Consider the following 24,989-nt stretch of genomic DNA (forward strand, 5'->3'; position numbering starts at 1 on the left):
TTAATAAAGCCAACAAGTTAGTGTGATTTATTGATAAAATAAGTCCATGAATGATGACGCGCAATCCTTACCCAATAACATTGAACAGCTCAAAGCGATGCTGTTGGCTGAGCGTAAGCAATCAGCTAACCAGGCCGCGAGATTGCAGTTTCTGGAGGAGCAGTTCCGCCTTGCTCAACAGCAACGCTTTGGTGTGCGAAGTGAAGGTCATCCTGCACAAGGTGATTTGTTTAATGAAGTCGAAGTCGTCCTTGATGAGGTTTTAGCAACGGTTGAGTCAACCCCTGCAGTTGTTAAGAAAAAACCGGTGAGACAAAAGCTCCCTAAAACGCTTGAGCGTGAAATTATAATTCATGATTTAAGCGACACAGAAAAGACCTGTGACTGCTGTGGTGAGTCATTGCATCCTATGGGTGAATCGCGCAGTGAGAAGCTTGAGTTTATTCCGGCAAAAGTTAAAGTGATTGAGCATGTACGACTCAAATACAGTTGTCGAACATGTGAAAAAGAAGGTGTTAGCACGCACGTTAAAAGTGCACGTGTCCCTCTCAGCCCAATACCTAAAGGGTTTGCAACGCCGTCATTGTTAAGTCAAATCATCACCAGTAAATATCAATATGCATTGCCGCTTTATCGCCAAGAAAGCTTGTTTAAGCAATACGGTATTGCATTAAGCCGGCAGACGATGAGCGAGTGGATGATGAAATGCAGCGAACTATTTAAGCCGCTTTATGAACAGTTAAAGAAAACGCTCTTACAGCAATATGTTATTCAAGCGGATGAAACCACGCTTAACGTGATTAATGAAGATAAAGCTAAGTGCTATATGTGGCTCTACTGCACGGGCAGTGATACGCCTGTGCACAGTGATGTGCCTAATATTGTGCTTTTTGATTATCAATCTAGTCGTGCGGGGCAATGTCCGGTTGATTATCTCAATGGATATACGGGCTATTTGCAAGTGGATGGCTATGCGGGTTATGAAAAAACGCAAGCAACCCTCGCGGGGTGTTGGGCACACGCGCGTCGAAAATTTAAAGAAGCAGACATCGCACAACCAAAAGGAAAAACAGGTAAGGCGAATATGGCGCTGAGCCATATTCAAAAGCTGTATCGATTAGAAACACAAATAAAAGATAAAACGGCGCAGGAAAAGTATCAACAGCGCCAGGAAAAAGCTAAGCCTATACTCGTACAGTTTTATCAATGGTTAGAAAAAGCCAACGTGCCACCCAAAACAGCCTTAGGTAAGGCTATTCAATACTGTAAAAATCAACGCCATAAACTCAGTCGTTATATTGAAAATGGTGAGCTAAGTATCGACAATAACCGTGCAGAGCGTGCCGTGAAACCGTTTGTGATTGGTCGAAAAAACTGGTTATTCTCAAACACCGCGAATGGCGCAAACACCAGTGCGATGCTTTACTCGATGATAGAAACAGCAAAAGCGAATGATTTAGTCCCGTTTGATTATCTCATGCATTGCCTTGAGCAATTAACCAACTCAACACTCGACATTAACGCATTATTACCTTGGAACGTAAAACTTAATAAAGTGTAGAGAAAGTTTGTGGGGGAAAACAGAGGAAATCATCCATGATCAACACTCCCTGTTTTATTCGTCCTTGTAGTGGCTCCATGCCACCGCACTTCATCCTGAAGTATCCATAACCCAGCATCCTGCTTGGTGTTGTTGCCAACACCAACAATACTAGAAGAATATAAATATAATGCAAACCTGAGTACGATTTAAATTCAAGGTGTTCATTAGCCGACGCTCACACTTAATTATTTATTCCTCTAGTTGCTATTCATCCAGCAACATTCATCTAGTGCCTATTAATATTTAGCCCAGGTGCGGTTTGATAAAAGTGTATAGCGAAATTACCAGCGAAAATATTAGCTAAATTATGTAGCTAATCTATGTTTTTGGTGGGGTTGTCTAATAGTATATGCTGTTCTGTATTTTAATTTTACTTGTTTCAACTCCATGTGATACAACATGATTTATACAAAAAATATTGTTCACTAATACCAATTGAAATAAATAATCGATCATTTTAAGGCGGTTTAAATCGTCAATAACTGCGTTGTTTTCAATCACACACGCCCACTATTACTCGACAATTGCTCCTGCATTGTTCTACTTACGGGCATCCATGCCCTAATCAATCAAACGCCTTGCCTGCAGGGATAATGGTATGGACCCACTCCAACTTTATTTCAGGCCTCTTTAGGGCCAAAATGAAAGTGATAACAATCATTTATAAAAGCGGAGTGGATCAACATGAAGATTACTACAATCGGTTTAGACATTGCAAAATCAATTTTTCACATGTTCGCTGTGAATAAAAATGGGCGATTTGTAAAAAAGAAACAATTAAGAAGAAAACAAGTGTTGAGTTTCATGGCAACATTAGAGCCTTGCCTAATTGTAATGGAAGCTTGTGGCAGTGCGAACTACTGGGCTAGAAAATTTATTGAATTGGGGCACCAAGTAAAACTTATTGCGCCTCAATATGTAAAACCCTTCGTTAAAGGCAATAAAAATGATTATAACGATGCCGAAGGTATTGCAGAGGCAGCGCAACGCCCGACCATGAGGTTTGTGCCAATTAAATCGATAGAACAACAAGATATTCAAAACTTCCATCGACAACGTGAACGCATAAAGAAAGAACGTAAAGCATTAGCAAGTCAGGTACGAGGCTTGTTAGGAGAATATGGCATTGTCATCAATAAAGGTATTTCTGCAATTCGCAATGAACTGCCGGATATTTTAGAGGATGCGACAAATGAGTTAACGTATTTAAGTCGGGAGATATTTAATGAGTTATGGCTTGAATTTCAAGTCACAGAAGTGAAGTTTAAAGCGTGTGAAGTTCGCTTAAACACGATGAATAAAGAAAATGAAATATGTGTTCGCTTAGATGAAATATTAGGTATTGGAGCAATCACAGCTAGCGCTACTTATGCAGCTGCAGGAGATGGAAAAGACTTTGTAAATGGTCGACATTTTTCGGCATGGCTTGGGCTTGTTCCTGGGCAGCATTCAACGGGTGGAAAGGCCACCTTACTCGGTATAAGTAAACGCGGTAATAGTTATTTAAGAACACTATACATCCACGGGGCCCGGGCAGTATTAAGGCACAGTGAAAACAAAACTGACCGATTTAGTTTGTGGGCACAAGCGTTAAAATCCCGACGAGGACACAACAAAGCATGCGTTGCTGTGGCGAATAAAATAGCAAGAATGGCTTGGGTAATAATGGCGAAGGGGGAAAGTTATCGCCCGGCTATATAAATAAAGCTCAAAACTGAAGCAAGTTAGATTGGTTTCAGTGATGAGATAACAGTAAAACCCTTTTACTTCAGTTGCAAAAGATAAATTAATCGGATGGTAAGATAGTCAGACTGGCTTGCACAAAACCTGGTACCTGCATTGGCTAATAAAAAGCCGGAGGGATGATGAGGAGTGTGAGCGCAAACAACCATCGGGGCCAGAAGGTAAAAATCCTTCATAAACAGGCCGGATATATGAGAGCAATGATTTTCTCTTACATAACGATTAAATGTCTTGCAAACGGAGTGGGTCCATATATGCAGGTACTTATGTTTAGTCTGGAACAATAAACATGTATTCTTGAACAATTTATCCTCGCTTAAAATTGGTCAATAACTTATTACATTTGGTATAACAACCTGATTAATAAAACCATTCGCAGAATTATAAATGAACGCTTAAATCAGTTGTTCGTTATCAATGGTTCCTTGATAAAATTATACAGGGAGTTTCATCCAAACATAAGCAACTGCTGACTAAACAAGGCTTATTAAACATAAGCCAGCGTAAGGCATAAAACGCTTTCCACTCTTGCACAACTAAAGCCATTTTAGCTCAATTAAAGCTATTTCGAAAATACTACTGCCGTTTTATTTTCTGATAAAATCGCCATTTAAAAATTACTTTAGAATCGTCCAAAGTTAACCTGCATAGCCCAACATATCTTAGTAATAACTCATTGCCTGACTTCACCATTTTAACGTGCCAGTGCATCAGTATTTTATTTCCAATAAGTTATTTTATGCTTACGCTTTTGAACGCAGAGTATGAAATATAACCAATTGAATTAAAGGTAAATATAGAATCTTTAATTAATTCAAAATTTAATTTGTTATTTCAAAATCCTTTACTAGTATTAATTTTATATTTGTAGAAATAAGTATTCTGGATGATTCACAGGAGTAGTCATGAGTCCAATATTAGTTAAAAGTTCCTCACCGTTAAATTTAGTTCCCCGTAAATTAAATATATTACTTAGCTTGGCCGTTTCCGCTTTTACGCGAATTCCATCTAGTATTGTACTACTCCGTCACAAGCGCGTGAGTGGGACATTATATCAACATGATCATATTTTATGATTTGAGAATCAGTTATTAACTCTGTTTATATTAGTCCCTAGTGGGCTTTTTAATATTTTCAATAATCCTAAATTTCAAGTCAATACAGGAATTTTAGGGTGAATCATTAGGTAGGTTTATATGCAAAAGTCAAAGGTATTGGTTTCGGTACTGCTAGCATTATCATTCAATTCTGGTGTAACGCTAGCAGAAACTGTCGGCACGAAAGGTGAAACAGTATCTCAAAGAGATGGCACAACAGTTACCACCGCAGATCTTGTTAATAGGCTTTCCGGAAACGGTTTAACTATTACCAACCCCGTATTTTCAGGAGGTGATACTCAGGTAGGGGTGTTTGATAACTTTGGCTTTTTATTAGACCCAACAGGCGCTAATGATTTCTCCAGTGGTGTTATTCTCAGTACAGGCTCGGTAGAGCCTGTTGTGGCAACTGGGGGTAGTAATGACTTAGATAACCAAGGCTATGCTATTGCTCCTTCAGAGCCATTTGGTTCTCCAACAGACGATCCAGATTTAGGGTCTGGGTATGATCACGCAAAGTTAACATTTACAGTTTTGCCAACATTCGATACCTTGATATTAGACTTTGTTTTTGGCTCAGATGAATATAATGAATATGTAAACTCAGGTTTTAATGACAAACTTCAAATTTTAGTTGGTGGAACAAATTGTGCGTTAACGCCAGATAATCAAGTGTTTAGTATTAATACGGTCAATCGGTCAAGCGAGTACCAAGGTGAATTTAGAACCCAGACACTGCCATCCGAGAATCCAGAGTTATATATAAACAATGATCCAGGCCTTAACGATAACGGCAATGAGGCGAGCACGGCAAACTTTGCCACCCAAATGGACGGTTTTACCAAAAGAGTGAGTTGTCGCGCAGCAGTAACACCTAATCAAGCTGTTAATGTAGTTGTCGGTATCTCAGATGATGGCGATGAAGGTTTAGATTCTTGGGCCTTCTTTAGAGCAAAAAGTTTACGTGCAGAGCCCGGTGGTGACTTAGGTGATGCACCAGATTCTTATCAAACGCTATTATCTTCATCTGGACCAAGCCATACTATTGTTGAAGGTGTGCATTTAGGTACTCAGCCTAGTGGTGATGTTGATGGCTTTCGTGATGGTTTTGATGACAGTAGTGGCACAGCAAGAGATGATGTTGATGATGGTATTACTACTTTCCCTCAGTTAGACGACACCGATACCACCTATGCTATAACAGCCAATGTAACTTCCTTTAATGGTCAACCTGCTTATATTGGTGCTTGGATAGATTTTGATGGCAATGGCTCATTTGAAGCTGATGAGTTTACCAACCAGATATCAGACGCGGGCACTGTTGTTAATGAAGCCGCAGATGAAATTGCCGCAGGCACTTACGAAGAAGATATTACCATTACATGGAATATGATCCCAGCAGGCACTCAAATTGGTAATAGTTTTGCGCGTATTCGTATTTCTAATACACCTTTAACTTCTGGCGATTTTGGTGGCAGTTTTACCTCTGGTGAAGTTGAGGATTATGGTTTTGTTATTTCTGGTGCGGCAGATGCCACTGCACCAGTTGTAACGATTGACGATCCAACCTTAGTTACTGCAGCCGATGATACCTCTTATGTTATATCAGGTACGTGTACTGTCGGAGACGGCGTAGTTACTGTTGTAGTAGATGATTTAGATGGTACACCTTCAGGGCTAACTAGCTCGCCTGTTTGTAATGCAGAAGGTGTTTGGACCGCTACTTTTAACGTTACTGGTATTGATAATGGCTTAGGACAAGTAATCATTAATGCCTCGCAAACCGATAAAAATAGCAATTTAGGCAATGCAACACAAAAAGCAGCCGATAAAGACAGTACATCAGCAATAACACTGAATAATTTAATTAAGGTCACAACAGAAAACCAATTTGCTTATGCAGTGAATGGCAGTTGTGTTGATGCCAATACCCCGGTAACAGTTTTAATCGCGGGTTTACCTGATAAAACCGCAGTATGTGCAGACAATACTTGGCAAGCGACCTTTGATGTCAGTTCTATCGCAGATGGCACAGGGATAATTATTGCCGATGCCAATGATAGCTCAGGTAGTGCCGTGCAAAAAAATGCAGATAAAGATACTACTGGTCCAGCCTTAACCTTGAACGTACCGTCAACAGCAAATTCGTCTAATCAGGCAAACTATACCGTAACTGGCATGTGTGAAAGTGCCGGCACGGATGTATCTGTATATATACCGGGTGCGTCGCCAGAGCGCCAACGAGTTACCTGTAATGTTGGAATGTGGACGGCAACGACCAACGTCACAGCCATTACTGATGGTACTGATGTAATTACCGTATTTGTTGAGCAAGATGATTTAAGTGGCAATGGTTCAGCGGTTGATGATACTGCAAATAAAGATGTGGTAGTGCCGAGTGTTGTTATTAATGCCCTAACAGTAGGTAATAATGCCAATCAAAATAGCTACCCTGTAAATGGTACATGTACCAGTGGCGATGGTAATGTTACCGTTGCTGTTGCTGGCGCTACACCTGCAAGCCAAGCAGTAAACTGTTCAGGGGCAGGTACTTGGACTTCAGCATTTAATGTTAGCGCGATTGCTGATGGCACTAACGTTATTGTAGCCGATGCAAACCAAACTGATACCGCGGGTAATACCGGTAATGCTACGCAGCAAAGTGCGAATAAAGATATTGTGCCGCCAACCGTGAGTATAAATACCTTAAACGATGCTAATGCCGCTAACGCTAGCACTTATGCCGTGAGTGGCAGTTGTTCGATTGGCGATGGTAATGTTAACGTGTTAATTGCCGGTGCAACGCCAGCTAATCAGCCTGTAAGTTGTTCCCCTGGCGGTACTTGGACAGCAACTTTTGATGTAAGTGCGATAGCCGACGGAACCAATGCAATTGTAGTTGATGCAAATCAAACCGATGCGGTAGGTAATACTGGAACGGCGACTCAAGCAACGACAGATAAAGATGTTGTGTCACCGAATGTTGTGATTAACGCACTCAATGATGCCAATGCGAGTAATTCATCGGCCTATGTGGTAACGGGTACATGTACGATAAATGACGGTAACGTCACCACTTCCATAGCTGGTGCAACACCGAGTACACAAGCGGTAGCCTGTTCTGCAGGTGGCGCTTGGACTGCGACTTTTAATGTTTCTGCAATCGCTGATGGTAGCAACACCATTATTGCCGATGCAAATCAAACTGATGATTCAGGTAATAGCGATAATGCTGTGCAATTAATGGCCGATAAAGACACGGCTGTTCCAGTAGTGACGGTAGACCCTTTAATTGAGGTTAATGCCAGCAATGTTGCTACTTATCCTGTCACTGGTACCTGTACAGTAGGAGATGGCAATGTCGCTGTGATGTTAGCCGGAGCAAGTCCGACGAGTCAAAGTGTAGTGTGTAATCCAGACGGTACATGGAGCGCAACATTTGATGTCAGTGCGATTGCTGATGGTGAAGACAACATTGTTGTTAACGCGAGCCAAACAGATGCGACGGGTAACACAACGACTACAGCTAACCAAGCAAGTGATAAAGATAGTACGCTGCCTGTTGTTGCAATTGATGCCTTAGAAGATGGCAATATTGTAAATAAAACGAGCTACCCTGTAACCGGTACTTGTACTATTGGTGATGGGAATGTCACGGTCGAGCTTGCTGGGGCTTCGCCTGGCAGTCAAGCGGTGACTTGTAACCCTGATGGCACTTGGAATGCGACTTTCGATATAAGTGCAATAGCTGATGGCACTGGTGTTATTGTGGTTGATGGCAACCAAACTGATTCATTTGGCAATATAGGCAATGCGACGCAGCTCACAGCAGATAAAGATGAAGACCAACCAATAGTCTCTATTTTAAATGCCCCTATGAGTGTCACCAATACGGATCCTTTTGTTCTGACCTTTGAATTTAGCGAAGATGTTATGAACTTTGATTTAAGCGATATCGTATTTAGTAATTCAGCAGTAGCGAATTTTACCATCATCGATAACAACACTTACACAGTGGACGTAACACCCAATGGTGGTAATGTTAATATAAGTCTACTTGTTGGTGCTGCTCAAGATGCTACAGGTAACGATACCAACGCAACTGCAGTTGTGGTTATTTTCGATCAAGATAATGATGGCCTCAGTGATGAAGATGAAATAGCACTTGGGCTTGATCCTACCAGTAATGATAGCGACAAAGACGGTATTCCTGATGGGGCTGAAGTGGGTGATGTTAATAACCCGACCGACAGTGACGGCGATGGCGTTATTGATGCAATTGACCCAGATGATGATAACGATGGTATAGCAACAGCAAATGAAGATGCTAACTTAGATGCCGACAACAACCCCTCTACAGGCATAACTGATAGTGATGGTGACGGTATAGCTGACTATTTAGATACTGACTCAGATGGCGATAATATTACAGATGCGAATGAATCTGTGGCTACCGGCACTGATACCGACAATGACGGTATTGATGATGCGATTGATGTTGATCAAACCGGCGGTGTTGATGCTAATGGTGATGGTGTTGATGACAATGTTGTTGCTGTTAATACCGATGGCGATACCGCACCTGATTACCTAGATTTAGATAGTGATGGCGATGGTGTTCCTGATTACTGGGAGTCGGGCGCGTTAAATATCGATTCTGATATGGATGGCATTGATGATGCTTTTGATATTGATATTACTGGCGGCACAGACGCTAACGGTGATGGTATCGATGATAATACAACGCCCCGAACAGTGATGCTGACACAAAACCTGATTTTAAAGATCTAGACAGTGATAATGACGGGATTTCTGATGCGGTTGAGTCAGGAGCCTTGGGTGTTGACACTGATGGTGATGGTATTGACGATTACTTCGATGTTGACGAAACCGGTGGTATAGATGCAAACGGTGATGGTATCGATGATGCAGTTACGCCTATTGATACTGATAGCGATGGCATTCCTGACTTCCAAGATCCAGATAGCGATAACGACGGTCTACCCGATGTTATCGAAATAGGCGCCAGTGGTGTTGATAGCGATGGTGATGGTATCGACGACGCATTTGATGTTGACCAAACCGGTGGTGTAGACGTTGATGGTGATGGTATGGATGATAATGCCAACCCATTTGCCGTTGACTCTGATGGTGACGGTGTAGTCGATCATCTAGATGCCGATAGTGATAATGACGGTTTAAACGATGGTGCTGAAGCAGGTTTAAGCGGAATTGACACTGATGGTGATGGCATAGATGACAGCCTAGATGTCGATGAAACTGGCGGGCCTGATGCTAACGCTGATGGAATAGATGATAACTTTGTGCCAAAAGATAGTGATGGTGATGGCCTTCCTGACTATATTGACCAGGACTCAGATGGTGATGGTATCAGTGATGTCGATGAAGGTAATGGTGACTCTGATGGTGATGGCATTCCAGACTATTTAGACCAAGACTCGGACGGTGATGGTATCAGCGATGCTGACGAAGGAAATGGTGATGCAGATGGTGATGGCATTCCAGATTATTTAGACCAAGATTCGGACGGTGATGGTATTAGCGATGCTGACGAAGGCCAAGGTGATGCAGATGGTGATGGCATTCCAGATTATTTAGATACTAGCTTGGATGAAGACGGTGATGGTATACCTGACATTGTCGAAGGCCTTGGTGATGATGATATGGATGGCATACCAAATAGTTTTGATTCTGACAGTGATAACGATGGCATTGTTGATGGCTTTGAAGCTGGCATTAGTGGTATGGATAGCGATGGTGATGGTATTGATGATAGCTATGATGTTAATCAAACTGGCGGTGTAGACACCAATGGTGATGGGATTGATGATGCTGTTTTACTCAATGACACCGACCAAGATGGTATTGCCGATTATATCGATGTAGATAGCGATAATGATGGTCTTCCAGATGTAATGGAGTCACAGCTTAAAGTTGTTGATTCTGACTCTGATGGTATAGTTGATCAATATGATGTTGATGCTACTGGAGGTGTTGATAGTGACAGTGATGGTATCGATGACGCCTTCGATGCTGATGTAACCGGTGGTCGTGATGCCGATGGTGATGGCATTGATGACGCGTTACTTATCTTCACTGATACTGATGGAGACGGACAAGCCGATTACTTAGAACAAGACAGTGACAATGACGGTATAAGTGATGGTGTTGAAGCCGATGTCAGCGCATTGGATGCAGATATGGACGGTATTGATGATGCCTTCGATGTCGACTTTACCGGTGGTATGGACATCAATAACGACGGTATTGATGATAATGTAAACTTTACCGATACGGATGGCGACGGTGTTATTGATATGCATGATCTAGATAGCGATAACGACGGTTTATTTGATACCAAGGAAGCTGGCGTTGTTGACGAAAATGGTGATGGTTTTACCGATGATCCAAGTGTGTTAATCACTGAACCTGTTGATACGGACACTGATGGGGTACCAGATTATCGAGACTTAGACAGCGATAACGATGGTGTTTTTGATATCGCTGGCACACCAGCCGCCGGACTGGATAAAAATAACGATGGCATGATTGATCCTAGCGAAGATCTCGACGGTGATGGTATTTATGATAACTATGATGCCAACCCTGGAGGACGTGGCTCTAGTCTAGGTACAGATCCAGACGGTGATGGTATACCTTCACACATCGATAGAGATGATGATAATGATGGTATTGCTGATGTAATAGAAGGTACAGGTGATAGTGATGGTGACGGCTTACCTGATTATCTCGATGTTGATAGTGATAATGATGGGCTGCCTGACGCCTTTGAAGCTAACCGACCTGCGCTAACCGGTATGGATTCAGATGCTGATGGAATAGACGACGCGTTTGATGCTGATGCTACCGGTGGATTAGATAGCGACGGAGATGGCATTGACGATGCTTTGACTATTGCAGATACCGATAATGACGGTATACCTGACTATTTAGATGTTGACTCTGATGGTGATGGGATCAGCGATACCGTAGAGCAACTACTGGTTGCCTTAAGCGGCAAGGACAGTGATGGCGACGGCATCGATGATGCAATCGATGTTGATCAGACGTTGGGTAGTGACGTTAACGGTGATGGCATTGATGATAACACGCTAGATATGCAAGACCTTGATGGTGACGGATTACTTAATTTTCGTGACCTTGACAGTGATGGAGATGGTATCAGTGATGCAATAGAAGGCATTCTTGATACGGATGGTGATGGTGTACCTAACTTTAAAGATCTTGATAGTGATGGTGATGGTGTACCTGATAGCAAGGAAAATGGTGACTTTAACAATGATGGTATCAACGACAGCTTACAAGAGTCGCTTAAGGTACAGTCAACACTAGAAGCTACCGGTAGTAGTGGTTTAATTATGATTGGAGGGTTGTTATTAATGGTAGTACTCAGAAGAAAACGTCAGCTTATGGCATTAGCTTTATTAGTATCGGTAAGTTTTTCTAGCCAAGCAGAGCAGAATTGTCAGGGGCTAGAGGATGAAAATTGTTGGTACTTATCCGGGGCTTTAGGTTTATCTTTACTTGAACCTAATGAAAACAATTCAGGCTGGGAAACGTTTGATGATAAAGATACCGGCTTTAAGCTCTACGGTGGCTATACATTTAGCGAACACTGGTTTGCTGAGCTGAGTTATACCGATTTAGGTGAAGCATTATTGAGTAACACTAACCCGAATATTACAGATACTTTAAAAATAGAGTATTCAGGTGCTGCGGTTCAGGCCGGTTATTGGCTCATGCCCGTTGATAATGAATGGAATGCCTTCGTCAGAGGTGGGGTGTCTGTGTTGGATACAAAGAGTAATTTAGAGCAGTATCATGAGAAGCTAAATAGTATTCAACTGGTTTTTGGTGCAGGTATACAATGGCGCTTTAGTGATAACTGGATGACGCGTTTTGAGGTAGACAGTTATGATAAAGATGCGCTCTTCATCGGGTTATCTATTAGTAGATTCTTTGGCGGAGGTAAGTCACGTAAGTTGGCAGGTGTTAGTAAATCTACAGAGCAATCTAAACCTGTACCTCAACCAATGCCTATGGTTTCCCCATTAGATAATCCAGATAAAGATGCTGATGGTATCTTAAATGCAGCTGATAATTGTCCCGATACAGCGAGTGGTTTAGAGGTAAATGCGCAAGGGTGTCCGTTACCCAAAATGATGACAATTCAGTTTGATAATAACTCAACGGTTATTGATGCTAAATATCAGCAAGAAGTTGATACGGTTATCGCTCAATTAAAGCTTTACAACGATGTGAAAATTAAGCTTGAAGGCCACACTGATTGGCGGGGTAAACAAACAGCAAATCAACCGCTTTCAGTATCACGCGCTCAAACCTTAGCTAATGCATTAATAAAAGGGACTAATATACCTGAGTCGGCTTTTACGGTAATAGGTCATGGCGAACTTAAACCTGTGGATACGAACAGAACAGAAGCAGGGCGATATAATAATCGTAGAGTTGAAATTACGATTGAAGGTTATTAAGTAAGCTCGAGTTATTGAGTGTTGTAGCATCAAAAAAGCAGCGATAATTCGCTGCTTTTTTACATTTAAACGTCCAGAAAAAGTAATCTTCGCTGTATTTTTTACGTTAACAGTAAAACTAAAACAGTAATATTATTAGTCAATCGTAATTTCTATATTAGAAGTAGGGTACGAACAGCATGTGAGAATTTCATTGTCGCCAATAAAAGCTAAAGGGAATTGACTGTACTCAACCGTGCCTTTTGTTAACGCACACCGACAAGCGCCACAAAAACCATCACGACAATGAAAGTGTGATTCGATATTTTCTCTTTCTAGACTATTTAGAATGTTTTTGTCTTTATCGAGGAACATTATTTCCTGTCCCTCGACCGTAATACTAAAAGACATAAATACTATAAGTCGAAATCGTCGAAGTCGTCGCTCGATACTGACGAGTCAACCTGGCCAACTAAGTAACTAGAAATTTCCGTTTCTTGTGGTGCAACTTGTACATTATCGCTAACTAAGTATGAGTTCATCCATGGTAGTGGATTACTTTTTATATCATAGGGTGCGTCAAAGCCAATAGCGCTCAAACGTTGATTACTGATGTATTCAATATATTGTTTTAAAATTGCGGCGTTAAGACCAATCATTGAGCCATCTTTAAATAGATAGTCGGCCCACTCTTTTTCTTGCTCTACAACGTCTAAGAAAATTTGTTTACCCTGCTCACGTAACGTAGTGGCAATTTCTTGCATTTCAGGATCGTCTTTACCTGACATCCAATTGTTTAGGATATGCTGTGTACCGGTTAAATGTAGTGCTTCGTCACGGGCAATAAGCTTAATGATTTTTGCATTACCTTCCAGTAGCTCACGCTCAGCAAAGGCGAATGAGCAAGCAAAACTGACATAAAAACGAATAGCTTCTAAAGCATTTACCGAACATATAGCTAAAAATAAGCGTTCTTTCAATTTACGTTCGCTAACTTCAATCGTCTTACCGTCAACTTCATAGCTACCAGCACCTTGCGATTGTAATAATTGCGTGGTGATAATTACGGCGTCAAAATATTGTGCGATGCTTGAGGCACGTTTTAAAATGGCAGGATTCACCATAATATCGTCAAACACTTCGCTAGGGTCGGTAAATAAGTTACGTAAAATATGCGTGTACGAACGAGAGTGAATCGTTTCACTGAACGCCCATGTTTCTACCCATGTTTCAACTTCTGGCAATGAAACCAATGGCAGTAATACCGCGTTTACTGAACGAGCAGCCATTGAATCAAGTAACGTTTGATATTTTAAGTTAGAAATAAAAATATGTTTTTCAGAGTCAGTTAAACTCTGCCAATCGGCACGGTCTTTTGATACATCAATTTCTTCTGGACGCCAAAAAAACGATAATTGTTTTTCAATCAGTTTTTCAAACGCCATATAACGTTGTTGATCGTATCGTGCAATATTAACACTGTTCCCCAAAAACATTGGTTCTAACAAGGCATTGTTAGCTGTTTGGTTAAACGTAGTGTACGACATTTATATCTCCTTGAAATAGCGCCATTTGAAGGCAGTATTTCATTACTTAATGGTAATTTATCTAGTTTTTATTAGTTTTTTTGCCAGACAAATATGTTGACAAAAAAAGAGGAAAACCTATGTTTTCCTCTGATGATACGCTATATCTTACAAGCGCCACCGGCACAATCGTCATCAACATCTATTTGATTGTCATCAGCGCCATCACGAGTGTTGTGATAATACATGGTTTTAATACCAAGCTTGTAGGCGGTTAAAATGTCTTTTAACACTTGTTTGATTGGCACTTTACCACCTTCAAAGCGTGAAGGGTCGTAGTTGGTGTTAGCTGAAATAGTTTGGTCAATAAACTTTTGCATAATACCAACTAACTGCAAGTAACCTTCGTTACTTGGAATATTCCACAGTAATTCGTAGTTATCTTTTAATCGTTGATACTCAGGTACGACTTGCTTTAAAACACCATCTTTACTCGCTTTAATGCTGATCAAACCACGAGGTGGCTCAATACCATTAGTTGCATTAGATATTTGCGATGAGGTTTCTGACGGCATTAATGCCGATACTGTTGAGTTTCTAACTCCGTGCTTTTTAATACTAGCGCGCAGTGACTCCCAATCTAAATGAAGTGGTTCACCGGTAATGTTATCGATTTCTTTTTTGTAAGTATCGATAGGTAATATACCCTGTGATAAACGCGTTTCATTAAACTTAGGACAAGCACCTTGCTCAATGGCTAATTCGTTAGACGCTTTTAATAAATAGTATTGAATGGCTTCAAAAGTACGATGAGTTAAATTATTCGCACTACCATTTGAGTAGAAAACACCATTTTTTGCTAAGTAATAAGCGTAGTTAATAACACCTATACCTAATGTACGACGGCCCATAGTTGCGGTATGTGCAGCCGGAACTGGGTAGTCTTGGTAATCTAATAAACTGTCTAAAGCACGTACGGCTAAATCAGCTAAACCTGCTAATTCGTCAAGGCTGTCAATCGCGCCTAAGTTAAAGGCGGATAATGTACATAGCGCAATTTCACCATCAGGGTCGTTAACATCCTTCATTGGCTTGGTTGGTAAGGCAATTTCTAAACATAAATTACTTTGACGAATAGGGGCTACAGTTGGGTCAAATGGTGAATGCGTATTACAGTGATCCACGTTTTGTAAGTATATACGACCCGTACTTGCGCGCTCTTGGGCAAATAAAGTAAACAGTTCAATCGCTTTGATGCATTTTTTACGAATTGAAGCATCGGCTTCGTATTTAACGTAAAGCTCTTCAAACTTGTCTTGATCTTCAAAGAATGCGTCGTATAAGCCAGGTACATCACTTGGGCTAAATAAGGTAATAGATTGACCTTTGATCAAGCGTTGATACATTAATTTATTAAATTGTACGCCGTAATCTAAATGGCGAACGCGGTTCTCTTCAACACCACGGTTATTTTTAAGTACCAGTAAACTTTCAACTTCTAAATGCCAAAGCGGATAGAAAAGGGTAGCTGCGCCACCACGAACTCCACCTTGCGAACAGCTTTTAACCGCTGTTTGAAAGAGCTTGTAAAAAGGAATACAACCGGTATGAAATGCTTCACCATTACGAATTGTGCTACCTAATGCGCGAATACGACCGGCGTTAATACCAATGCCCGCACGCTGAGAAACATATTTTACAATTGAACTCGTTGTCGCGTTAATTGAATCTAAGCTATCGCCACATTCAATTAATACACAAGACGAAAATTGGCGAGTAGGCGTACGAACACCTGCCATAATAGGTGTTGGCAATGAAAGCTTAAAGGTAGAAATAGCGTTATAAAAACCTTTAACATAATCTAAGCGGGTTTCTTTCGGGTATTTAGCGAATAAACAAGCCGCGACTAAAATATAAAGAAATTGCGCACTTTCATAAATTTCACCGGTGACACGGTTTTGTACAAGGTATTTACCTTCTAACTGTTTTACCGCCGCATAACTGAAATCTAGATCACGTCCGTGATCCATAAAACCTTCTAACTGTTCGAATTCTTCAGCGCTGTAATCAGTTAATAAATGCTGATCATATTTGCCCGCTTCAACTAATTTTACGACATGTGGATAAAGCTTTGGAGGCTCAAATTGGCCGTAAGCTTTTTTACGTAAATGGAAGATAGCTAAGCGTGCTGATAGGTATTGATAATCAGGTGTTTCTTCCGAGATTAAATCAGCGGCTGATTTAATAATGGTTTCATGAATGTCAGCGGTTTTAATACCGTCATAAAACTGAATATGAGATTTCAATTCAACTTGTGACACCGAAACATTGTCTAGGCCATTAGCTGCCCAAGCAATAACTTTGTGGATTTTTTCTAAGTCGATGAGTTCTTTTGAACCATTGCGTTTTGTAACAAAGAGTTTGTTATTCATGAAAGACCTGTAAATCTATTTGTTGTTACAACCACCCAAAATAGGTGCTCATAATGTTAATTGCCTCAATATGTCATTTATACGAGATAAATCGTATTTCATTCAAAATGCCTTTGAATGAAAAATGCACTATATATTGGGGTTTTTCAAAATCTGATCACAAGATAGTGAGGTTTGCACTACAATGCAAGCGATATAAATTATCGAATATTACTTGATTTTTTTAGAGTAAAAGTTCTGTTAGTGACAACTAACTTAGTAGCGCTTTTCAATTTTGATTTATATAAAACGCAACGCTTATTTGTATTTTTTTTTGAGACCTAAATTATTTTATTTTAATTTTTAGCGTTTATATGACTAAAGGTAATATAAAAAATTTAATTGTTATTATTCAGTGGCTTATGTTTTTAGGTTAATTCTTGTGCGCTAAATTGACGAGTGATTATTTTATCAACGCTTTAAGATCATGTTTAGAAATTTTTATAAAGCGGTAGGTTATATATAAGGCAATTTAGCGGCTAAAACGTGTTGCGAGACAAAATGATGGTTATTTCATTTTTTTGTCAGTATTTGGCTAGAGTGGTGAGCACAAATCGGCTTGAAAATAACGAATGCCTTACTGTAGTGAAACAAAAATAACAGTAAGGCTTTACTCAGTTTTAGTTAATAAACATAAGTAGGTCTAGTGGCTTTTCGATGATGTGATCGGCTTGCCAAGTTTGACAATTTTCATTACTAAGAATATATCCCCATTTCGCAACGAAGGTTGTCATTTGAGCACTATTTCCGGATTGAATATCGCGCAGGGCATCGCCGACATAAAAACACTGTTTATTATCGACATTAATTTGTTCACAGGCGTGCAATATAGGCTCAGGATCGGGTTTGCGTTTAGCCAAGGTGTCACCACCTACCATAACTGCACAGTTGGTAAACTCAGGATAATGAGGTAGCAGTAATTTTGTTAAACCTTCTGGTTTGTTGGTGATAATCCCCCAAGGTATAGCATGATCCTCTAAGTGTTGTAATAGCGCTTTAACACCTGGGTACAAACGTGTATGTACGGCAATGTTCTCTTGATAGTAATGAAGAAACTGTTGACGCAAAATTTCATAGTCATATTGCTTTATATCATGACCAAAGCCTAGTTTAAGTAATCCTAAAGCGCCGTCTGAAGCAATAGGGCGATAATCTTTGGCTGCAACAGCGGGTTTATTGTATTGCTGCAAAACATGATTTAATGCCGCACCTAAATCATCGGCGGTATCTAATAGTGTGCCGTCTAAATCAAAAAGTACGCTGGCAAGCTGCTTTGTTGAATGGTTAACCGTTGGCATAAATATGACTCTTTCTTATTGTGGTTATTTAAAAGCTGGCGGTAGCGCTGATATGTTTATTTTATATCAACGCACTCATGAGTTGGAGTTATGTTAATTGAAGTTATGTTAGTTGAAAGTATGCTGACCTAACTACAGCCTAACTACAGCCTAGCTACAGAACGCGTTGACAACAGAGGATATAGTTAACATCAAGCGATGCGGTTAACTTATGATTTTCAGTTATCGGGTTGTAGTGAATACCGGCGGCATCAATACATTTTAAGTCAAATGATTCAGCCCACGATATTAAAGTGGATGGGCGTATGAAACTGTTGTGATCATGTGTGCCATTAGGCACAAGCTTGAAAATTTTCTCTGCTGCCACAATCGCCAATAAATACGCTTTTAAAGACTTACTCAATGTTGAGAAAAAAACAAATCCACCAGGTTTTACCATTTGGGCACAGGCATTGACGATTGACTCAGGATCAGGCACATGTTCTAGCATTTCCATACAAGTGACTACATCATAGTATTGCGGCTGTTGCTGGGCTTTCTCTTCGGCAGTAATTTTTTGATAGTCAACGTTAACGCCTGTTTCTAAAGCATGCAGTTTGGCAACATTCAAGGGCTCTTGACCCATATCAATACCGGTAACGTCTGCACCAAGTTGTGCGAGGCTTTCTGCTAAAATTCCGCCACCACAGCCGACATCGATTACTTTTTTAGCAAAAATATCGCCGACATGCTGGCAAATAAATTGTCGACGCAAAGGGTTAATTTGGTGTAAAGGCTTAAAATCGCCGTCAAGATCCCACCATTGGCTGGCAACTTGTTCAAATTTGGCAATTTCGTCTGGATTAACATTTAAAGGATTAGACATGGCTATTATCATTATTTGTCTTTTAATAAAGGCGATTCTAAACCAATAATAACGACAAGCCTAGTGTCAAAATTAATTCATCTTAAATAAACTGAAAATGCTGAAGCTTTTTATTTATAGGGCTTAATTATTGTAATTTAACTTGGGTTAGTTAGCCGATACCTGATGATAAATAAGTTATAACGACAATAAAACAAACGCTTGAGTATAACATTTGCTTAAAATGCGTACAATGGCCACTATTTAAGCGTTTCTTTAGCAAAAATAGCTTAATAAATACCTTTAAAATCAGATCTGTATTGTGATTAAAGTTAATATCTAGCATTTACTTGAAACTTTGCCTTTTTAACGGCAGAATTAAGCAAAACAAAGCGGTAGGGCATGACAAATATTTATGCTAGTATGCCGTGTTAATTAAAAATAATAATTTCGAAATTTTCTGAATTAGATTTACGTTAAGGGATACCATCAATTTATGACCGATTTGGCGAATAATATTGCTCCTGTCAATATTGAGGATGAGCTAAAAAGCTCCTATTTAGATTACGCAATGAGTGTAATCGTAGGTCGTGCATTACCAGATGTGCGTGATGGCTTAAAGCCAGTGCATCGTCGCGTACTTTTTGCGATGAACGTGTTAGGCAACGACTTTAACAAGCCGTACAAAAAGTCTGCACGTGTTGTTGGTGATGTTATCGGTAAGTATCACCCGCATGGTGATACAGCTGTTTATGACACAATTGTTCGTATGGCGCAGGATTTTTCATTACGCTATATGCTTGTAGATGGCCAAGGTAACTTCGGTTCTGTTGATGGTGATTCAGCGGCTGCGATGCGTTATACCGAAATTAGAATGTCGAAAATCGCACATTCTATTTTGGCTGATTTAGATAAAGAAACCGTTGATTACGTTGCCAACTACGACGGCACGGAAATGATACCAGCGGTTATGCCAACGCGCATTCCTAACCTACTTGTCAATGGTACCTCAGGTATCGCGGTAGGTATGGCGACCAATATTCCGCCACATAACTTAACAGAAGTTATTAATGGTTGTTTAGCTGTTATCGAAAATAGCGATATTACTTTTGAAGAATTATTAGAATATATTCCAGGACCAGATTTCCCAACGGCTGGTATTATCAGTGGTCGTGCGGGAATTCAAGAAGCTTACCTTACCGGTCGTGGTAAAATTAAAATTCGTGCCAGAGCTAGAATCGAAGTCGATGAAAAGTCGGGTAAAGAAACAATAGTTGTGTTCGAATTACCTTATCAAGTTAACAAAGCCCGTTTGATTGAAAAAATGGCTGACTTGGTAAAAGAAAAACGCTTAGAAGGTATTTCTGCTTTACGTGATGAGTCTGATAAAGACGGCATGCGTATGGTTATTGAAGTGAAACGTGGTGAAGTAGGCGAAGTTATTTTAAATAACTTATATAAGCTTACTCAAATGCAAGTTTCATTTGGTTTGAATATGGTGGCATTGACCAACGGTCAGCCGAAATTATTCAACTTACGAGAAATGCTCGATGCCTTTATTTTGCATCGTCGTGAAGTCGTCACACGTAGAACCATCTTTGAATTGCGCAAAGCACGTGAACGCGCACATTTACTTGAAGGTTTGTCGATTGCACTTTCTAACATTGACCCAATAATCGCTTTAATTAAAAATTCACCGACACCTAGTGAAGCAAAAGAGCAATTATTAGCACAGGGATGGGACTTAGGTCTTGTTTCTGACATGTTAGCTGCTGCTGGCGATGACGCTGCACGCCCTGAGTGGGTTGAAGAAGAGTTTGGTATTCGTGATGGTCTGTATTTCTTAACGCCTCCACAAGCACAAGCCATTCTTGACTTACGTTTACATAAGTTAACAGGTCTAGAACACGAAAAAATCATCAGTGAATACAAAGCCTTATTAGATATTATTGCTGAATTACTTTATATTTTGGCAACACCTTCTCGTTTAATGGAAGTTATTCGTGAAGAGCTTGAAGCGATTCGTGATGAATTTGGTGATGAACGTCGTACTGAAATTACCAATGCTTCACATGACTTATCTATGGAAGATTTGATCACTGAAGAAGACGTAGTGGTTACGCTTTCACATGAAGGTTATGTTAAGTATCAAATATTAAGTGATTACCAAGCGCAACGTCGCGGTGGTAAAGGTAAAGCAGCAACTAAGATGAAAGAAGAAGATTTCATTGAACGTTTATTGATTGCTAATACCCACGATACCATTTTATGTTTCTCAGATCGCGGTAAGCTTTACTGGTTAAAAGTATTCCAATTACCATTAGCAAGTCGTACAGCGCGTGGTCGTCCAATTGTGAACATTCTGCCACTAGAAGAAGGCGAGCGTATTACAGCCATTCTACCGGTTCGTGAATATGCAGAAGATAAGTTTATTATCATGGCTACAGCATCTGGTACCGTGAAGAAAACTGCGTTAACAGCATATAAAAATCAACGTGCCAACGGTATTATTGCCTTGAACTTGCGTGATGACGATACCTTAATTGGTGTTGATATTACCGATGGTGAGAATGATATAATGTTGTTCTCTGATGCCGGTAAAGTGGTACGTTTTAACGAGAAAAAACGTGACAGCGAAACAGGTGAAATAAAAGTTGATCCTGAAACTGGCGAACAATTATGGGCATTAAAACCTATTGGTCGTACAGGTACTGGTGTTCGTGGTATTAAGTTAGAAGGCGATCAAAAAGTTGTGTCTTTAATTGTGCCGAAAAACGATGGCCCGATATTGACCATTACTGAAAATGGCTATGGTAAGCGTACTGCTTTAGAAGAATACCCTGCGAAAAGTCGAGCGACTAAAGGTGTTGTTTCAATTAAAGTCAGTGAGCGTAACGGCCCAGTAGTTGGTGCAGTGCAAGTAGAAGAACAAGACGAAATTATGCTGATCACAGACAACGGTACGTTAGTGCGTACTCGTGTTGGTGAAGTTAGTGTTATTGGTCGTAATACTCAAGGTGTTCGTATTATTCGTACGATTGAAGGGGAACATGTTGTTGCCTTACAACGTATCGATGAAATAGAAGAAGTTGAAGTATACGAAGAAGATGAAAATGGCGAACTAGTGCCAACGCTAGCAGCAGTTGAAGGTGAACAAGTAGATACACCTGAAACTGATGAGAGTGAAGGCGAAGATTCTCCACTTGATAATGACGATACTCCAGAGTAACCGTCATTAACTTAAAAAAAGGCGGTTATAACCGCCTTTTTTTATGAGTAAAATTTATCAATTTACTTATACCAAGTTGAAAATGGTTATATCAAAGTTGATTTATGAATTGATGCTGCCTACCAAATAGGTATGCTAGTAGCCGTGAAATTTAAGTGAATTTTTACACAGGGTATTACAGCCGTAATAGCCAGAGATAATAGAATGACTTGTTAATAATCTTGACCTATAAAACTATTTTCAATTTAACAAGTTAAATAAAGAAGGGTGTAGTGTTAGATGTCTAGTGTTTACAATTTTTGCGCAGGTCCAGCCATGTTACCTGTTGATGTAATGAAAAAAGCACAAAGTGAATTTTTAAATTTTGCCGAAACTGGTAGCTCCGTGATGGAACTCAGTCATCGAAGTAAAGAATTTATTGCTGTTGCTGAAACCGCTGAAGCAAATTTGCGTAAGCTGATGACTATTCCTGAAAATTATAAAGTGTTGTTTTGTCATGGTGGAGGTCGTGGTCAGTTTTCTGCGGTCGCTTTAAACTTGCTGGGTGAAACAAAAAGCGCAGATTATATCGTCTCAGGTGCTTGGTCAAAAGCTGCAGCCGAAGAAGCTAGTCATTACGGTGATATTAATATTATCAATGTAATGGACAATGTCGATGGCATCCAACGAGTTCAACCAAGTAACGAGTGGCCAATTAGCCAAAGTGCAGCGTATGTGCACTATTGTCCTAATGAAACTGTTGATGGTATCGAGATTTTTGAGGTGCCAAATATTGGCGATATTCCATTAATTGCTGATATGTCATCAACTATTTTGTCTCGAGAGTTCGATGTCAGTAAGTTTGGCTTAATTTATGCCGGCGCACAAAAAAATATTGGCCCGTCAGGTTTAACCATAGTTATCGTGCGCGAAGATCTGCTTGGCAATGCTCACATAGACACGCCATCAATAATGAATTACCAGGTGCTGGCAGAAAATGGCTCAATGTATAATACCCCTCCTACCTATGCGTGGTATTTAGCAGGGCTAGTGTTTGACTGGCTATTAGCTAAAGGCGGCGTTACTGCTATAGCGGATATTAATCAGCAAAAAGCTCAGTTGCTTTATCAATATATTGATCAAAGTTCTTTTTATAAGAACACGATAGCGCCAGAAAATAGAAGCTTGATGAATATACCTTTTTGGTTAACCGATGACAGTTTGTCTGCTGATTTCGTTAAACAGGCTGAAGCTCAAGGCTTAACAGCGCTTAAAGGTCATCGTATGGTGGGCGGAATGCGTGCGAGTATCTATAACGCGATGCCGATAGCAGGCGTTCAAGCGTTGATCGATTTTATGAAAAAATTTGCAGCAGAGGCTAAATAACATGGAACAACTAACCTTAAATCCAATCGCTAAAATTAATGGTGAAGTATTTCTCCCGGGTTCAAAGAGCTTGTCTAATCGTGCATTGCTAATAGCAGCGCTTGCAAATGGTGAAACTAAAATCACTAATCTGCTAGTCAGTGATGACATCAACTATATGTTAGGTGCTTTAAAAACCTTGGGTATTCAATATGCTTTAAGTGATTGTGGCACAGAGTGTACCGTTACAGGCAACAACGGCTTTTTTGATGCCAATGAACCGTTAGAGTTATACCTAGGCAATGCTGGTACCGCGATGCGTCCGTTATGTGCTGCACTTGCTGCGAGTAAAGGCGACTTTGTTTTAACCGGTGAGCCAAGAATGAAAGAAAGACCCATTGGTCACTTGGTAGACGCTTTAGCCCAGCTCAATGCCGATATTGAATATTTAGAAAACAAAGACTTTCCACCCGTAAAAATTAAGGGCAAGGAGCTAACTGGCAGTACCGTAAGCATTGATGGCTCTATTTCAAGTCAGTTTTTAACCGCGATATTGATGGTGTCACCGTTACTAAAAACTGATACTAACATCAATATAGAAGGTGAATTAGTTTCTAAGCCTTACATTGATATCACGCTAGATATTATGGCTAGGTTTGGCGTAACAGTACAAAACAACGATTATCAGTCGTTTACCGTAAAAGGTAATCAGTCTTATCAAGCCCTTGAAAAATATATGGTAGAAGGTGATGCATCATCTGCTTCATATTTCTTAGCGGCCGGAGCTATTAAAGGCGGAGAGATTACGGTACACGGCGTAGGTAAATTGAGCGTTCAAGGCGATAAACATTTTGCTGATGTGCTTGAAAAAATGGGTGCAGAAGTTATTTGGAACGATGAGTCAATCACCGTTATTGGTAAACCGCTTACTGCTGTGGATATGGATATGAACCATATACCCGATGCGGCGATGACAATAGCGACAACGGCACTTTTTGCTAAAGGCACCACCACGATTCGAAATATCTACAATTGGCGTGTAAAAGAAACTGATCGTTTAACGGCAATGGCAACGGAATTAAGAAAAGTAGGCGCTGAAGTCGTAGAAGGTGAAGACTATATTTCGATAACACCACCTACCGTTTTGAAACATGCAAACATTGATACTTATAATGATCATCGAGTTGCCATGTGTTTTTCACTTATTGCATTAAGTGATACACCGGTAACGATTAATGATCCTAAGTGTACGGCTAAAACATTTCCTGACTATTTTGAAAAGTTATCGACGGTCTCACTTTTTTAAATAGTGACAGAATAA

General features: G+C 40.2%; 12 protein-coding genes. 7 read left to right on the forward strand and 5 right to left on the reverse strand.

Features of this window, described 5'->3' with window-relative positions; translation table 11 throughout:
* Positions 1 to 46 precede the first annotated feature (46 nt).
* The 4 genes from tnpC (at position 47) to A3Q33_RS16620 (ending at position 12,977) form a co-directional block, all read left to right on the forward strand.
* On the forward strand, positions 47 to 1,561 hold the full coding sequence (gene tnpC, locus A3Q33_RS16605; RefSeq protein ID WP_081177979.1) for an IS66 family transposase: 1,515 nt from the start codon (positions 47 to 49) through the stop codon (positions 1,559 to 1,561).
* A 726-nt stretch (positions 1,562 to 2,287) separates the two neighbouring features.
* Entirely contained in the window at positions 2,288 to 3,304 is a 1,017-nt protein-coding gene (locus A3Q33_RS16610; RefSeq protein ID WP_081178271.1) for an IS110 family RNA-guided transposase, read from the forward strand.
* A gap of 1,238 nt (positions 3,305 to 4,542) precedes the next feature.
* Positions 4,543 to 9,234, forward strand: coding sequence for a choice-of-anchor L domain-containing protein (locus tag A3Q33_RS16615; RefSeq protein WP_081180914.1), 4,692 nt, complete (start codon positions 4,543 to 4,545; stop codon positions 9,232 to 9,234).
* 44 nt (positions 9,235 to 9,278) lie between these two features.
* Positions 9,279 to 12,977: an OmpA family protein gene (locus A3Q33_RS16620; RefSeq protein ID WP_081180915.1), complete on the forward strand. Its 3,699-nt coding sequence runs from the start codon at positions 9,279 to 9,281 to the stop codon at positions 12,975 to 12,977.
* A 135-nt stretch (positions 12,978 to 13,112) separates the two neighbouring features.
* Here A3Q33_RS16620 and yfaE read toward each other — a convergent pair whose 3' ends face one another.
* From yfaE to ubiG, 5 genes are all read right to left on the reverse strand, one after another.
* Positions 13,113 to 13,331: a class I ribonucleotide reductase maintenance protein YfaE gene (gene yfaE / locus A3Q33_RS16625; protein ID WP_231295715.1), complete on the reverse strand. Its 219-nt coding sequence runs from the start codon at positions 13,329 to 13,331 to the stop codon at positions 13,113 to 13,115.
* Positions 13,332 to 13,372: 41 nt separating this feature from the next.
* Entirely contained in the window at positions 13,373 to 14,503 is a 1,131-nt protein-coding gene (gene nrdB / locus A3Q33_RS16630; protein ID WP_081180917.1) for a class Ia ribonucleoside-diphosphate reductase subunit beta, read from the reverse strand.
* Positions 14,504 to 14,643: 140 nt separating this feature from the next.
* On the reverse strand, positions 14,644 to 16,914 hold the full coding sequence (gene nrdA / locus A3Q33_RS16635) for a class 1a ribonucleoside-diphosphate reductase subunit alpha (RefSeq protein WP_081180918.1): 2,271 nt from the start codon (positions 16,912 to 16,914) through the stop codon (positions 14,644 to 14,646).
* Between the two features lie 659 nt (positions 16,915 to 17,573).
* Positions 17,574 to 18,251, reverse strand: a complete 678-nt coding sequence (locus tag A3Q33_RS16640; protein ID WP_081180919.1) for an HAD family hydrolase — start codon at positions 18,249 to 18,251, stop codon at positions 17,574 to 17,576.
* 154 nt (positions 18,252 to 18,405) lie between these two features.
* On the reverse strand, positions 18,406 to 19,116 hold the full coding sequence (gene ubiG / locus A3Q33_RS16645; RefSeq protein WP_081182718.1) for a bifunctional 2-polyprenyl-6-hydroxyphenol methylase/3-demethylubiquinol 3-O-methyltransferase UbiG: 711 nt from the start codon (positions 19,114 to 19,116) through the stop codon (positions 18,406 to 18,408).
* Between the two features lie 475 nt (positions 19,117 to 19,591).
* On the opposite strand from ubiG, the gene gyrA reads away from it, so the two are divergent.
* The 3 genes from gyrA to aroA all read left to right on the forward strand — a co-directional run bounded on the left by gyrA (position 19,592) and on the right by aroA (position 24,974).
* Positions 19,592 to 22,324, forward strand: a complete 2,733-nt coding sequence (gyrA, locus tag A3Q33_RS16650) for a DNA topoisomerase (ATP-hydrolyzing) subunit A (protein WP_081180920.1) — start codon at positions 19,592 to 19,594, stop codon at positions 22,322 to 22,324.
* A 279-nt stretch (positions 22,325 to 22,603) separates the two neighbouring features.
* Positions 22,604 to 23,689 carry a 3-phosphoserine/phosphohydroxythreonine transaminase gene (gene serC, locus A3Q33_RS16655; RefSeq protein WP_081180921.1) on the forward strand — a complete coding sequence of 362 codons (1,086 nt, stop codon included), beginning with the start codon at positions 22,604 to 22,606 and terminating at the stop codon, positions 23,687 to 23,689.
* Position 23,690: 1 nt separating this feature from the next.
* Positions 23,691 to 24,974: a 3-phosphoshikimate 1-carboxyvinyltransferase gene (aroA, locus tag A3Q33_RS16660; protein ID WP_081180922.1), complete on the forward strand. Its 1,284-nt coding sequence runs from the start codon at positions 23,691 to 23,693 to the stop codon at positions 24,972 to 24,974.
* Positions 24,975 to 24,989 lie beyond the last annotated feature (15 nt).

Origin of the sequence: Colwellia sp. PAMC 21821 (assembly GCF_002077175.1) — a bacterium.
Taxonomy (GTDB): domain Bacteria; phylum Pseudomonadota; class Gammaproteobacteria; order Enterobacterales; family Alteromonadaceae; genus Cognaticolwellia.